The sequence below is a fragment of the Actinomycetospora flava genome (assembly GCF_037400335.1).
GTDB lineage: Bacteria > Actinomycetota > Actinomycetes > Mycobacteriales > Pseudonocardiaceae > Actinomycetospora > Actinomycetospora flava.
This window is the reverse complement of the sequence record NZ_JBBEGM010000010.1, coordinates 278367-292295: the sequence shown is the minus strand read 5'-3', so window position 1 is coordinate 292295 and position 13929 is coordinate 278367. Positions and strand designations below refer to the sequence as shown.

Genomic DNA, 13929 nt, shown 5'->3' with positions numbered 1-13929 from the left:
GAGCCGGCGACTACGGACCGTGGCGCAGACGGAACGTGCTCGGCGGCTCGTGGAACGTCTCCTTGAACGCGCGGCTGAACGCGGCGAGGTCGCCGAAGCCGCAGCGCAGCGCGATGTCGGTGACCGACAGGTCCGTCAGCCGCGGGTCGGCGAGCTCGCGCTGCCCGTGCTCGAGGCGCCGGCGGCGCACCAGACGGCCCACCGTCGTCGACACCTCGGCGAAGGCCCGGTGGAGCTGGCGGGTCGAGACGAAGTGCGCCCGCGCGATGGTCTCGGGGCCGAGGTCGGGGTCCTCGAGGTGCTCGGCGACGTAGGCCTCGACGCGTGCCCGCAGGTCGGCGACGCCGCGGGGCCCGGCGACGGGGTCGTGGTGCAGGGCCTCGCCGGCGACGGTGCCGACGAGCTCACCGAGCTCGGTCGCGAGGCGCGCGCCGGCGACGGGGGAGAGTGTCGGCGGCGCGGCGACGACGTCGGCGAGCGTCCGGCCGACGACGGCGCCGAGGCGGTCGCCGCCCAGGGCGCGGGCGGTGGCCGCCCGGGAGGTGTCGTGGTCGATGCCGACCAGGTCGCGGGGCCAGGTGAACACGAGCATCCGCCAGGGCCCGCGGAACTCCCACGCGAACGGGCGGCCCGTCTCGTAGATCGTGTAGGCGCCCGGCCCGAGCAGCGCCTCCCGCCCGTCCTGGCGGGCCACGGCCTGCCCGCGGGCCAGCAGGCCGACCTGGAGGTAGTCGTCGGGGTCGTGGCGCGCCAGCCCCGGCGTGCGCACGCACTCCTGCTGGGTCGAGTCGACGGTCGCCACCGCGAGGTGCCCGACGAGGCTGCTGCGCACCGCCCCGTCGAACGGGGCGTCGGCCTCCGCGCGCACGTCGAGGGCGACGAAGTGCTCGCGCAGGAGGTCGCGCCAGCCGTCGAGGCGGTCGGAGCGCCCGCGGACCTCCGGTGACTCCGGCGCGCGCGGCAGCGTCGGACGGCGGGGAAACGGCCCCACCGGGCGGGTGGTGGTCGCCACGGGCGGCTCCCGGGGTGGGGAGGGACGAGAAAGAGGACGACGACAGCGGTGTCATCGAGCAGGGGCGGTCGCTCGACGCTAGGGAACCCCGACGCGCCGGTCAACGGTGCGCAATCCGTCGCGGAGCGACAAGCGCCCGACCGCGGCGGGTGGCCAGGCTGTCACCGGCGGTCGCCCCGCCCCTCGGGGCGACCGCCGGACAGCTCTGCCCGCACCCGAGACCACCACCCCGGGAGGCTGACGTGACCGCCCTCGACGACCTGCCGCTCACGCCCACCACGACCACGGTGCGCGCGGCCTGTCCGCACGACTGCCCCGACACCTGTGCCATGACGGTCACCGTCGAGAACGGTGTCGCGACGGGGGTGCGCGGCGACCCGGAGCACCCGATCACCCGTGGCGGCCTGTGCGTCAAGGTCAACAACTACCAGGACAAGGTCTACAACCCCGACCGCGTCCTGCACCCGCTGCGCCGCACCGGCCCCAAGGGCAGCGGGCGCTTCGAGGAGATCAGCTGGGACGAGGCGATCGACACCATCGCGTCGACCTTCAAGGCGAAGATCGCCGAGCACGGCGCCGAGACCGTCATGCCGGTGAGCTACCTCGGCACGCAGGGCATCCTCAACGGCCTGTCGGTCGGCGACGCCTTCTTCCACCGGCTCGGCGCCACGATCACCGAGCGCACCTACTGCGACTCCGGCTCCTGCACCGCGTACGCCGCGACGATCGGCGCGACCGCGGGCGTCGACCCGGAGAGCATCGTGCACTCCCGCTACATCATCATCTGGGCCTGCAACATGGTCTCGACCAACCTGCACCTCTGGCCGATCGTCGCCGAGGCGCAGAAGCGGGGCGCGAAGGTCGTCGTCATCGACCCCGTCCGGCACAAGACCGCGCGGCGCGCCGACTGGTACATCCCGATCCGGCCCGGCACCGACGGCGCCCTCGCGCTCGCGATGATGAATGTGATCATCAACGAGGGGCTCACCGACGAGGACTACGTCCGCGAGCACACCGCGGGCTACGAGGAGATGGTCGAGCGGGCCCAGGAGTACACCCCGGAGTGGGCCTCGCAGGAGACCGGCATCCCGGCCGAGGACATCCGCACGCTCGCCCGCGAGTACGCCACCACCGACCCCTCGCTGATCCGCATCGGCGTCGCCATCGAGCGGCACGCCGGCGGCGGGCAGACGGTGCGCTCCATCGCCTGCCTGCCCGCGCTGGTCGGGGCGTGGCGCCACGTCGGCGGCGGCCTGCTGCAGCTCCCCCTCTGGGCCCACCCGGTGAACTGGCCGGCGTTCATCCACCCCGAGTTCGCGACGCCCGGCACGCGCGTCGTCAACCAGTACCTGCTCGGGCGGGCGCTGACCGGTGAGCTCGAGCTGGACCCGCCGGTCTCGGCGCTCATGGTCTACAACTCGAACCCGATGGTGGTCTGCCCCGAGCAGGAGAAGATCGCCCGCGGGCTGGCCCGCGAGGACCTGTTCACCGTCGTCAGCGACCACGTCCTCACCGACACCGCGCGCTACGCCGACATCGTGCTGCCCGCGACCACCCAGCTCGAGCAGCACGACATCATGTTCAGCTGGGGCCACTTCTACGTCACCCTGAACACCCCGGCCATCGAGCCGCTGGGCGAGGCGATCCCCAACACCGAGCTGTTCCGCCGCCTCGCCGCCGCGATGGGCTTCGACGACGACTACTTCCGCCTGTCCGACGAGGAGCTGCTCGCCCAGTCCTACGACTGGTCCGCGCCCGCGATGGAGGGCATCACGCTGGAGTCGCTGCGCGAGACCGGGTGGGCGCGGCTGAACCTGCCGAGCCCCGACGAGTACCGGCCCCACGCCGAGGGCGGGTTCCCGACGCCGTCGGGCAAGACCGAGTTCCGCTCGTCGGCACTGGAGGCGGCCGGCAACTTCGTCGTGCCGCTGTTCCGCCAGCTCTACGAGGAGTTCCAGCCCGGCGGGGTGGTCGACCCGCTGCCGCACTACGTGGCCCCGCGCGAGACCGGCGACAGCCACCCGCTGAACCTGCTCTCGCCGAAGTCGCACGCCTACCTCAACTCGAGCGCGGGCGACCAGGCGATGCAGAAGCGGGTGCAGGGCGAGCAGATGGTCACCCTGCACCCCGCCGACGCGCAGGCCCGCGACATCGTCGACGGCGCCTACGTGTCGGTCTACAACGACCGCGGGCGGTTCGTGGCGCTCGCGCGGGTCAGCGACGAGGTGGCCCCGGGCGTGGCGGTCGCGCCGATGGGGGCGTGGCCGAAGAACGCCAAGGACCAGAGCACGGTCAACGCCGTCAACCCGTTCGTCTTCGCGGACCTCGGCAACGCGCCGACGTTCTCGGACACGCGCGTCGAGATCGCGCCCGTCTGAGGGCTACCGGGCGGCCAGGACGGCGGTGTCCTGGTCGCCCGGGGTGCGCGGTGTCGGGGTGGCCGGCGCCGCCTCGAGCGCGGCGAGCATCCGGCGGGCCGCGCGGTCGGCGACGTCGGTGACCTCGTCGGCGTCCCGCCCCCGCCCGACCGCCCGGAACAGCTCGGCGAGCGCGGCGACGGCCGCCGGCGAGAGCGTCAGGCCACCGTCGGGGACGGCGCGCGGGGCGAGGGCGGCGGCGGCGCGGACGCAGGCGTCGCCCGGGGTGTCACCGGCCCCGGACACGGACCGACTCCGGGACGTCGGCGGCCACCGTCGCCGCCGGGGTGTCGTGCCACACGCGCTGGAAGGAGCTCGCCTTCGCGGTCGTGCTCTTCTCGGTTCTCACCGCGGCCTTCTCGGGCCGCAGCGATTCGACGCGCGCCACCTCGGCGCGCCAGTGCAGGTGCCACATGGGCGGGGACCTCCTCGTCCGCCACCGGGACCCGTGCTCGCGCGCCCGTCCCGGGGGACGGCGCCGGCGCTCACGGAGGGTCGACCGTGGCTCGCGGACTGAACACGGCACCCGCGATGGTGGTCCAGATCACGCACCGTTCGCCACGGGAGCGAAGTCTGAACCGAAACAGCACCTCATCGGCGCAGGGTCCTTGACGGCGGGTTTCAGCGCACGGTCGCGAGCAGGACGCCGTCCCACCCTTTCCGGTCGACGACCTGCAGGGCGGTCGCCCCCTCGAGGCGCGGGTCGGTGTCGACGAGGTCGACGACCTCGCGGACGCCGCGCACGGTCGGCGAGTCGTCGTCGGGGTCGGCGACGCGGCCGCCGCGCACGACGTTGTCGACGACCACCAGCGCGCCCGGCCGGCACAGCGGCAGCGCGGCGCGCACGTATCCGGCGTTGTTCTCCTTGTCGGCGTCGACGAACACGAGGTCGAGCGGCCCGGCGACGGTCGGCAGGGTCTCGAGGGCGGGGCCCAGGAGGATCTCGACGCGGTCGCCCACGCCGGCCTCGTCGACGCACGTGCGGGCGACCTCGGCGTGGTGCGGGTCGATCTCGAGGGTCGTCACCAGGCCCTGCGCGCCGACGGCGCGGGCGAGCCAGATCGTCGAGTAGCCGCCGAGCGTGCCGACCTCGAGCACCCGCCGCGCGCCCGCGACCCGGGCGAGGGTGGCCAGGAAGGCCCCCGCCGCCGGGGCGACGGCGATGTCGGGCAGCCTTGCGCCACCGGCCCGCTCCCGCGCGGCGCGCAGCGTGGCGTCCTCGAGGTGGAGGTGCTCGGTGAACCAGGCGTCGACGTCGTCCGCAGTCGGGGTCATGCCCCGACGGTAGGCCGGTGCAGTCCGAGGACGCGCTCGAGCACGCGGTACCGGAGCACCGCCGAGAGGCTCACGAACCACAGCACCAGCCCGATCGCGGGGTACTGGACCACCGGCGGGTCGGGGGCGGTGAGGCCGAAGTACTCGCGCGTGGCCGGGACGACCAGGACGACCACGAAGGCGACGAACAGGGCGAGCGCGAGCCACGTGGGCCGGCGGTCGGCGCTCACGGGCCGCCACGCCGTGAAGATCCGGTGCGGCGGCTCGAGGAGCAGGATGAGCACCATCGCGGTGACCGAGACGAACACCGACATCGCCGACTGGGCGCCGAGGGTCGCCGACGCCTCGGCGAAGTCGGCGTCCACGCCGTAGGTCAGGCCCGTGTACTGCTCGAACAGCTCGACGGCGCGGGGGTAGGGCGTGTCGGTGAAACCGTCGAGGATCTGTCGGTAGAGGAACGCGTAGATCGCCGTCGCGAACCCGGCGGTGATGACGCCGACCGGGATGACGAACCGCGCGAGCGAGACCAGCAGGTCCTCGGCGGGCGGCTCCGGGCGCGCCCACATCGTCAGGAAGAACGTCGGCACGCCGACGGTGAACAGCGTCAGCCCGACCTGGGTCGGCGTGTAGGGGAAGCCCAGCCCGAGCAGCGTCACGGTGAGGATGACGAGCATCTGCGTCGCCACCCGTGACAGGAACAGGTACATCGACGCGCCGACGCCGGCGATGATGCGGCGGCCCTCGGTGCGCGCCGGCGGCAGGGTCGTGAACGAGTCGTCGAGCAGCACGATGTCGGCGACGTCGCGGGTCACCGAGCTGCCCGAGCGCATCGCCACCCCGACCTGCGCGGTCTTGAGCGCGCGGGCGTCGTTGACGCCGTCGCCGACCATCGCGACCTGGTGGCCGCGGCGGCGCAGCGAGGCGACGATCTGCTCCTTCTGCTCCGGGGCGATCCGGCCGAACACGCCGTGGGTGTCGACCGCCTCGTCGAAGCGCTCGCCCTCGAGCGCCGCGAGGCGGGGCCCGGCGATCGCCGGGGCCTCGAGGCCGGCGCGGCGGGCGAGGGCGGCCACGGTGTCGGGGTCGTCGCCCGAGATCACCTTGACGGCGACGCCCTCGTCGGCGAGGCCCGCGAGGACGTCGGTGACCCCCTCGCGCAGCTCGTCGGCGAGCGCGACGAGGGCGACACCGTGGAGCCGCGGCAGTCGCGCCTCGCCGTCGGCGTCGCGCAGGCCCCCGACGGAACGGGCGAGGACGAGGACCCGCAGGCCCTGGTCGGTGCGGCGCCGGACGGCGTCCTCGGCCGCGATCGCCGGGTCGGTCAGCGCCGGGCGCAGCGTCGAGGGCGCGCCGAGCACGAGCGAGCTCCCGTCGGCGAACGTGACCCCGCTCCAGCGCAGCGACGAGCGGAACTCGACCTCGTCGACGACCTCCGCCCGCTCACCGGGCAGCGCAGCCAGCGCCGCCGTGGTGGCGTTGGTGGCACCGACCGAGTGCGCGAAGGTGCCGAGCAGCGCCCGCGCGCCCGCCTCGCGCTCCTCCCTGGGTCGAGCTCCGGCAAGCTCCGTCTCCCGGCCCGCCGGCACCACCTCGGCGAGGGACAGCCGCCCGCTCGTCAGCGTCCCGGTCTTGTCGGTGCACACGACGTCGACGCGGCTGACGGCCTCGACGGCGTTGGTGCGCTGCACGAGCGCCCCGCGCCCGGCGATCCGCGCGGCGCCGACGGTGTAGGCGACGGCGATGAGGAAGAACAGCCCGTAGGGCACGAGGCCGGAGAGCACCGCGGAGGTCTGGACGAAGCGCAGCACCGTCGACCCGTCGAGCGCGGCCTGGGCGAGGATCGCCCCGCTCATCAGCACCACGAGCAGGATGAGCAGGCGCACCACCAGCTCGATGCGCCACTGCAGCGGCGTGAGCACGGTCGTGTCGGCGCGCGCGGCGAGCGTGAGGCGCCCGGCGTGGCTCTCGGCGCCGACGGCCTCGGCGCGCTGCAGTCCCGCGCCGCCCGCGCACGAGGAGCCCGACAGCAGCGGGTCGCCGACGCCCTTGGCGATCGGGTCGGACTCGCCGGTCAGCAGCGACTCGTCGGCCTCGATCCGGCCGTCCACGAGCGGGCCGTCGACGACGATCTGGTCGCCGGAGCGCACCCGCACGAGGTCGCCGACGACGACCTCGCCCGGCGGCACCGTCCGCTCCGCGCCCTCGCGCACCACCGTCACGGGCTCGCGGGCGAGCAGCTGGAGCCGGTCGAGCTGGCGCTTCGCGCGCAGTTCCTGCACCGCGGCGAGCGCCGCGTTGACGATCCCGAGACCCACGCTGACCAGGGCGTCGCTGTAGCGGCCCAGGGCGAGCAGCGCGAACCCGATGACGAACAGCGTGTTGTTGTAGAACGAGAAGACCGTCGTGCGCAGGATGCGCCCGGTGGTCCGCCCGGACCCCGAGACGGGTGTGTTCGCCTCGCCCCGGCGGGCCGCGTCCCGCGCCTGCGCCTCGGTGAGGCCCTCGAGCGTCGCGGTCACCCCGCCATGATCCCGGCCGGAGCGGGTCAGGACGCGGAGGGATCCCCGTCCGCGGACCGGGGCGAGCCGAGGGCCCGCTCGAGCGCGTGCCAGATCGTGTCCGACGAGACGTCCGGGTGGGGCGTCTCGAGGCCGGGGGGCGGGCCGATCTCGAACCAGACGCGGTGCCCGTCGCCGTCGGGCTCGTCGCCCCAGGCCGTCGCCAGGGCCCAGTGGCGGGCGAACGGCACGGCGTCGTCGTCGACCGGGCGCACCGCCTCGCCGTCGACGAGCGCGACCCGCAGGACCCCGCCGGTGAGGCTCAGTTCGAGGGCGAGGCTCGCCTCGTCCCCGGCGTGGGTGACGACGTCGGCGGTGAGGTCGTCGACGAGCAGGACCAGGTCCTCGAGCGACACGGGCGCGCCCCAGGCGGTGGCGAGGGCGAGCGTGATGGTCCGTGCGTCCCGGACGGTGGACGAGGTGATCGGCAGCCCGACCGTGGCGGTGTGTGACATCGGCGTCCGTTCTCCGGCGCGTGCGCTGTCCCGAGCCTGACACAGAACCGGTTGCCCACCAGTGATCACACGGACCCCGTGCGCTCCGTGGCCACCCGCGCGCGGATTCCGGGCGGACGGCGGCTCAGCCGTCGGGGCGCAGCGCCCGGCGCCACTGCTCGGTGACGTCGCGGCGCAGGGCGTCGGTGTCGACGCCCTCGGGGTCGACGAGGCGCTGCATGCCGATGCCGCGGAGCTGGCCGACGATCGCGACGGCGACCGCCTCGGGGTCGGCGTCGACGCGGATCTCCCCGGCGTCGAGGGCCGCGTCGATGTCCACGCGGAGGTCGGCGCGGAAACCGCGGTCGCGTTCCCGGAACGTGTCGGCGAGCTCGCTGGCCGACGCCGCCTCGGCCCAGAGCAGCAGGAACGCGCGGTTGGCGGTGCCGAGCGTGGTGAGCGCGTGCAGGTAGCCGTCGACGAGGGCGAGCAGGCGCTCGAACCCCGGCGCCATCTCGTCGATCCCGGGCACGAAGCCGCCCTGGATGGTGCTCGCGAGCGTGTCGACGAGGCCCTGCTTGGAGCCGAAGTGGTGGGTGACGATGCCGCGGCTGTAGCCGGCGCGCTCCCCGACGCGGGCCAGCGTGAGCGCCCGGACACCGGACTCGACGACGATCTCGGCCGCGGCGGCGACGAGCGCGGTCTCGGTGTGCTCGCGGCGCTCGGCCTGGGTGCGGCGACGGGGTGCGGCACTCACCCCTCCGACCCTAGCTTGCCGGGCGACAAGCAACGCTCACCACGCGACCGGCAACCGCTCCAGCCCGTGGATCGCGTGCTGGGTCGCGAAGTCCACCTCGTCGTCGGCGATCGCGAGGTGCAGCGTCGGGAAACGGCGCAGCAGGGCCGGGAACGCGATCCGCATCTCCATGCGCGCCAGCGGGGCGCCCAGGCAGTGGTGCACGCCGTGCCCGAAGGCGACGTGGGGCGGGCCGTCGCGGGTGATGTCGAAGCGCTCGGGCTCGTCGACGACGGCCGGGTCACGGTTCGCGGTGGGCAGGTTGAACACCACGAGGTCGCCGCGCCGGATCGTCACGCCCTCGATCTCGACGTCGCGCAGGGCCAGGCGCGGCGAGCCGCTGCTGACGATCGACAGCCAGCGCATCAGCTCCTCGACGGCGGGCGCCACCGCGTCCTCGTCGTCGCGGACACGGGCGAGCGCCTCGGGGTGGCGCAGCAGGGCGAGCGTGCCGAGGCCCAGCATGTTCGCGGTGGTCTCGTGCCCGGCGACGAGCAGCAGGTTCGCGATGCCGACCAGCTCGTCGTTCGTGAGGTCGTCGTCGTGCTCGCGCAGGAGCATCCCGATGAGGTCCTCGCCGGGGTCCCGACGGGCGCGGGCGACGAGGCCCTGCATGTAGGCGAGGGCCTCGGCCGCGAGGGCGACGCGGCGGTCGTCGGACAGGCCGGCGTCGAGCTGGGCGCTGGTGCGCGCCTGGAACTCGTCCTGGTCGCCCGGCGGCACGCCCAGCAGCTCGCAGATCACCAGCGACGGGATCGGCAGCGCGTACTGCGACACCAGGTCGGCCGGCGCCCCGGAGCGTTCGAGGGCGTCGAGGTGGTCGTCGACGATCTCAGTGATGCGCGGCTCGAGGCGGCGCATGCGGCGCACGGTGAACTCGCCGGCGAGCAGGCGGCGCAACCGGGTGTGCTCGGGCGGGTCGAGGGAGAGCAGGTTGCCGCTGCGGTCGCCGGAGAGCTGGCGCGGGTCCCGCCGCACGTCGCCGGCGAGGTCCTCGGGGGTCCAGCCGTTGGCGAACGTGTCGGCGTCGCCCAGCATCCGGCGCACGTCGGCCTGGCGCGTGAGCAGCCACGCGGGCGGGCCGAACGGCGTGGGCACCCGTGCGATGCCCGCGCCGTCGCGCACCGCCTCCGCGTCGGGCGCCGGGCCGAAGCCGGTGCGACGCAGGTCGAGGGCGGTGGCCGGGGGAGGGGTCACGTGTGCTCCTGATCCGTGGTGGGGGTGACGGGGGCGAGCCAGACGCCGACGAGCACGTCGACGAGGCCGGTGGCGGCGTCGGCCCAGGTGGCGCGGGCCGTGGCGGTGCCCTCGGCGAGCGCGCGCTCGCGCTCGGCGGGGACGTCGACGAGCAGGTGGCGGGCGATGTCGCCGCGCTCGCGGGACACCGCGGGGGGCAGGCTCGGCAGGCAGGCGCGCAGGCCGTCGAGGATCCGCACCAGGACCGGTGAGTCGAGGTGCTCGTCGACGATGATCGCGCGCAGGGCCGGGTCGGTCATCACCTGCGCGCCGAAGCGGGCGTACCAGGTCGGCGCGCCCAGCGAGCCGAGGTGGTCGAAGGTCGGGCGCACGAGGCACTCGAGCCAGTCGCGCAGGTCGTCGCTGCCCTCGACGCGGGCGACCATCTGCCCGCGGGAGCGCTCGATGGCGTCGCTGTGTCTGCGCACGATGGCGCGCACGAGGTCGGTCTTGGTGCCGAAGTGGTAGCCGACGACCGCGGTGTTGCCCTGGCCCGCGGCCTCCGCGACCTGGCGGTTGGACACCTCGTGGACGCCGTGCTCGGCGAAGAGCCGCTCCGCGGCGACGAGGATGCGCTCACGGGTGACGGCGTTGCGGTCGGTCCGGGCCTTGGCGGGCACGGCGACGAGTGAACGATCCCACCCTCGCCGATGTCAATCGCCTGATTTAGATTGTCGTGGTGACCTCACCCCAGGCGGCGCGCAGCACGCCGGCGTTCGTCCCGGTGCTCGCGCTGGCCGGCATCACCGTCTCGCTGCAGCAGACGCTCGTGGTGCCGCTCGTGCCGCAGTTCCCGCGGCTGCTCGGGGCCCCGGCGGCCGACACCGCGTGGATCGTCACCGCGACGCTGCTGACCGCGGCGGTGGCCGTGCCGATCGTCGGGCGCCTGGCCGACATGGTGGGCAAGCGGCGGATGCTGCTCGTCTGCATCGCGATGCTCATCGTCGGCTCGGTGGTCGCGGCGCTGTCGACGTCGCTGATCCCGCTGATCGTCGGGCGGGCGCTGCAGGGCCTCGCGACCGGCGTGATCCCGCTGGGCATCAGCCTCATGCGCGACGAGCTCCCGCCCGAGCGCCTCGGGTCCGCCACCGCGCTGATGAGCGCCTCGCTGGGCGTGGGCGGCGCGCTGGGCCTGCCGCTGGCGGCCCTGATCGCGCAGACCGCCGACTGGCACGTGCTGTTCTGGGCCGCCGGCGGGCTCGGGGCCGTCGTGCTGGTCGGGGTGCTCGCGCTCGTGCCGGAGTCGGCGCAGCGCGCGGGCGGGCGGTTCGACCTGGTCGGCGCGGTCGGGCTCGCGATCGCGCTGGTGAGCCTGCTGCTCGCGGTGTCGAAGGGCGGCACCTGGGGCTGGGGCAGCGCGACGACGGTGACGCTGTTCGTCGTCGCGGCCGTCGTGCTGCTGCTGTGGGCGTGGTGGGAGCTGCGGACACGCCAGCCGCTGGTCGACCTGCGGGTCAGCCGCCGCCGCCAGGTGCTGCTGACCAACACCGCGTCCATCGTCATGGGCTTCTCGATGTTCGCGATGTCGCTGGTCTACCCGCAGCTGCTGCAGCTGCCCGTGGCGACCGGCTACGGGCTCGGGCAGTCGATCCTCGTCGCGGGCCTGGTCCTCGCCCCCGGCGGGCTCTGCATGATGGCGATGTCGCCGGTGTCGGCGCGCATCAGCGCCGCGTCCGGCCCGCGCACCACCCTCATGCTCGGCGCGTTCGTCGTGGCCGTCGGCTACGGCGTCGGCGCGGTGTTCCACTCCTCGGTGTGGGAGCTGGTGATCAGCTCGATCGTCATCGCCTGCGGCATCGGGCTCGGCTACGGGGCGATGCCCTCGCTGATCATGGCCGCGGTGCCGGTCGAGCAGACGGCGGCGGCGAACAGCCTCAACAACCTCATGCGCGCGCTCGGCACCTCGGTCGCGAGCGCGGTCGCCGGCGTGCTGCTGGCGTCGCTCGTCTCCGCGGCGGGCGTGCCCACCGAGGCGGCGTTCGTGCTGGTCATGCTGCTCGGCGCCGGGGCGGCCGTGGTCGCGGTGGCCATCGTGGCCGCCATCCCGCCGCAGCGGCCGGTGGCGCGCACGACGGAGCCGATCAGTACCCCTGACGAGCCTGACGAGCCCGACGCGCCCGCCCTGGTGCGAGGCGTGGTCCGCCACCGCGACGGGCCGGCCGCCGGCGCGGTGCTCACCGTGGTCAGCACCGACGGCCACCAGCTCGGGACGGTTCGCGCCGGTGAGGACGGGGCGTTCGCGGTGCGGCGCACCGGCACCGGGCGGGCGCACCTGCTGGTCGTGCAGTGGTCCGGGATCGCGCAGGCCGAGCCGCTGACCGGCACCGACGGCGTGGAGCGCGACGTCGACCTGGTGGCACGGACCCGGGGCGAGCGGGATGCGCCCGCCCCGGTCCGGGTCTAGCCCTTCAGGAGCTGCTCGAACGGCACCGCGGCGGCGAACGGGTCGGCGACATGGCCCGCCGGGCGCGCGGCCACGAGGTCGGCGAGTTCGCCCGCCGCGCGGGTGATGCGCTCGGCCAGCTCCGGGGTCGCCCCCCAGTCCTCCGACGCCGCGAACACCCCGGTCGGCACGACCGTCGCGTGCAGGTACGCGAACAGCGGGCGCATCGCGTGGTCCAGCGCGAGCTGGTGGCGCGCGGTGCCCGCCGTCGCGCCGAGCAGTACCGGGGTGCCCGCCAGCGCGTTGCTGCCAAGATCTGGGCGGTCGAGGACGTCGGCGAACGTCTTGAACAGGCCGCTGTAGGACGCCGAGAAGATCGGCGTCACGGCGATCAGCCCGTCCGCGCCGGCGACGGTGTCGAGCACCGGGCGCAGCGCGGCGTTCGGGAAGCCGGTGACGAGGTGGTCGGCGAGGTCGCGGGCGTGGTCGCGCAGCTCGATCACCTCGGGCCGGGCCTCGACCCCGCGCTCGCCGAGGGCGGTCACCGTGGCGTCGGTGAGGCGGTCGGCGAGCAGCCGGGTCGACGACGGCACCGAGAGGCCGGCGCTGACGACCGCGAGGGTGCGGGTGCTCATCAGACGGTGACCTCCTGCTTCGTCAGCTGTGCTGCCACCAGCGACTCGTGCGTCGGCGCGTCCGGCACGTGCGCGGGACGGCCCGCGGCGAACTCCTTGCGCAGCACCGGCACGACCTCCTCGCCGAGGATGTCGAGCTGCTCGAGGACGGTCTTGAGCGGCAGGCCGGCGTGGTCGATGAGGAACAGCTGGCGCTGGTAGTCGCCGACGTAGTCGCGGAAGCCCAGCGTCCGGTCGATGACCTGCTGCGGGCTGCCGACGGTCAGCGGCGTCTCGCGGGTGAAGTCCTCCAGCGACGGGCCGTGCCCGTAGACCGGGGCCTCGTCGAAGTAGGGCCGGAACTCGCGCACGGCGTCCTGCGAGTTCTTCCGCATGAACACCTGGCCGCCGAGGCCGACGATCGCCTGGTCGGCGTCGCCGTGGCCGTAGTGCTCGAAGCGGCGGCGGTAGAAGTCGACCATGCGCCGGGTGTGGTCGGCGGGCCAGAAGATGTGGTTGTGGAAGAAGCCGTCGCCGTAGTACGCGGCCTGCTCGGCGATCTCGGGGCTGCGGATCGAGCCGTGCCACACGAACGGCGCGACGCCGTCCAGCGGGCGCGGCGTCGAGGTGAAGCCCTGCAGCGGGGTGCGGAACTTCCCCTCCCAGTCGACCACGTCCTCGTCCCACAGCCGCCGCAGCAGCGCGTAGTTCTCGACCGCGAGCGGGATGCCGGCGCGGATGTCCTGCCCGAACCACGGGTAGACGGGGCCGGTGTTGCCGCGGCCCAGCGTGAGGTCGACGCGGCCGCCCGCGAGGTGCTGCAGCATCGCGTAGTCCTCGGCGATCTTCACCGGGTCGTTCGTGGTGATGAGCGTCGTCGCCGTCGACAGCTGCAGCCGCTGGGTGCGGCCCGCGAGGTAGCCGAGGGTCGTCGTCGGGGAGGACGAGAAGAACGGCGGGTTGTGGTGCTCGCCGAGGGCGAAGACGTCGAGGCCGACCTCCTCCGTCTTCTCCGCGATCCGCAGGACCGCCGCGAGCCGCTCGGCCTCGGTGGGGGCGCCGCCGGTGGTCGGGTCGGGGGTGATGTCGCTGACCGAGAAGACACCGAACTGCATGGCCCTGCGCTCCATTCGTTGACGTTTCAACTTGCACTCTGCCGAACAGTGGTGGACGTGTCAACTATTCCGCGCCGGCGCCGGAGGAT

At 74.2% G+C, this 13929-nt stretch carries 13 protein-coding genes; 2 read left to right on the top strand and 11 right to left on the bottom strand.

The features are described from left to right. Positions 1-10: 10 nt before the first annotated feature. The gene (locus WCD58_RS23385) at positions 11-1012 is read right to left on the bottom strand and encodes a helix-turn-helix domain-containing protein (protein ID WP_337705485.1); all 1002 of its coding nucleotides are present in this window, start codon (positions 1010-1012) and stop codon (positions 11-13) included. 242 nt (positions 1013-1254) lie between these two features. Here WCD58_RS23385 and WCD58_RS23380 point away from each other — a divergent pair, with 242 nt between their 5' ends. After that, a complete protein-coding gene (locus WCD58_RS23380) occupies positions 1255-3390 on the top strand; it encodes a molybdopterin-containing oxidoreductase family protein (protein WP_337705484.1) in 2136 nt (711 codons plus the stop codon). Between the two features lie 3 nt (positions 3391-3393). Here WCD58_RS23380 and WCD58_RS23375 read toward each other — a convergent pair whose 3' ends face one another. The 8 genes from WCD58_RS23375 to WCD58_RS23340 all read right to left on the bottom strand — a co-directional run bounded on the left by WCD58_RS23375 (position 3394) and on the right by WCD58_RS23340 (position 10348). After that, positions 3394-3675, bottom strand: coding sequence for a hypothetical protein (locus tag WCD58_RS23375; protein WP_337705483.1), 282 nt, complete (start codon positions 3673-3675; stop codon positions 3394-3396). Then, positions 3659-3844, bottom strand: a complete 186-nt coding sequence (locus WCD58_RS23370; RefSeq protein ID WP_337705482.1) for a hypothetical protein — start codon at positions 3842-3844, stop codon at positions 3659-3661. Before WCD58_RS23370 ends, WCD58_RS23375 begins: the two co-directional genes overlap by 17 nt. A gap of 206 nt (positions 3845-4050) precedes the next feature. Further along, a complete protein-coding gene (locus tag WCD58_RS23365; protein ID WP_337705481.1) occupies positions 4051-4704 on the bottom strand; it encodes an O-methyltransferase in 654 nt (217 codons plus the stop codon). Further along, the gene (locus WCD58_RS23360) at positions 4701-7223 is read right to left on the bottom strand and encodes an HAD-IC family P-type ATPase (RefSeq protein ID WP_337705480.1); all 2523 of its coding nucleotides are present in this window, start codon (positions 7221-7223) and stop codon (positions 4701-4703) included. The genes WCD58_RS23365 and WCD58_RS23360 overlap by 4 nt, the downstream gene beginning before the upstream one ends. Before the next feature lie 26 nt (positions 7224-7249). Continuing rightward, positions 7250-7717 (bottom strand): hypothetical protein, encoded by a 468-nt coding sequence (locus tag WCD58_RS23355; RefSeq protein ID WP_337705479.1) that lies wholly within the window; start codon positions 7715-7717, stop codon positions 7250-7252. Positions 7718-7841: 124 nt separating this feature from the next. Further along, a complete protein-coding gene (locus WCD58_RS23350; RefSeq protein ID WP_337705478.1) occupies positions 7842-8453 on the bottom strand; it encodes a TetR/AcrR family transcriptional regulator in 612 nt (203 codons plus the stop codon). Between the two features lie 36 nt (positions 8454-8489). Further along, positions 8490-9689: a cytochrome P450 gene (locus WCD58_RS23345; RefSeq protein ID WP_337705477.1), complete on the bottom strand. Its 1200-nt coding sequence runs from the start codon at positions 9687-9689 to the stop codon at positions 8490-8492. Next, a complete protein-coding gene (locus WCD58_RS23340) occupies positions 9686-10348 on the bottom strand; it encodes a TetR/AcrR family transcriptional regulator (protein WP_337705476.1) in 663 nt (220 codons plus the stop codon). The genes WCD58_RS23345 and WCD58_RS23340 overlap by 4 nt, the downstream gene beginning before the upstream one ends. 59 nt (positions 10349-10407) lie before the next feature. Here WCD58_RS23340 and WCD58_RS23335 point away from each other — a divergent pair, with 59 nt between their 5' ends. Further along, a complete protein-coding gene (locus WCD58_RS23335; RefSeq protein WP_337705475.1) occupies positions 10408-12132 on the top strand; it encodes an MFS transporter in 1725 nt (574 codons plus the stop codon). Here the strand turns inward: WCD58_RS23335 and WCD58_RS23330 are convergent. Both WCD58_RS23330 and WCD58_RS23325 read right to left on the bottom strand, forming a co-directional pair. After that, positions 12129-12746 (bottom strand): FMN reductase, encoded by a 618-nt coding sequence (locus tag WCD58_RS23330; RefSeq protein ID WP_337705474.1) that lies wholly within the window; start codon positions 12744-12746, stop codon positions 12129-12131. The genes WCD58_RS23335 and WCD58_RS23330 overlap by 4 nt on opposite strands. Further along, entirely contained in the window at positions 12746-13840 is a 1095-nt protein-coding gene (locus WCD58_RS23325) for an LLM class flavin-dependent oxidoreductase (RefSeq protein ID WP_337705473.1), read from the bottom strand. Before WCD58_RS23325 ends, WCD58_RS23330 begins: the two co-directional genes overlap by 1 nt. Between the last annotated feature and the right edge of the window lie 89 nt (positions 13841-13929).

Coding starts and splice junctions, on each gene's coding strand:
- WCD58_RS23370 (WP_337705482.1), bottom strand. CDS start 3,844: ATGTGGCACCTGCACTGGCGCGCCGAGGTGGCGCGCGTCGAATCGCTG.
- WCD58_RS23365 (WP_337705481.1), bottom strand. CDS start 4,704: ATGACCCCGACTGCGGACGACGTCGACGCCTGGTTCACCGAGCACCTC.
- WCD58_RS23355 (WP_337705479.1), bottom strand. CDS start 7,717: ATGTCACACACCGCCACGGTCGGGCTGCCGATCACCTCGTCCACCGTC.
- WCD58_RS23330 (WP_337705474.1), bottom strand. CDS start 12,746: ATGAGCACCCGCACCCTCGCGGTCGTCAGCGCCGGCCTCTCGGTGCCG.
- WCD58_RS23325 (WP_337705473.1), bottom strand. CDS start 13,840: ATGCAGTTCGGTGTCTTCTCGGTCAGCGACATCACCCCCGACCCGACC.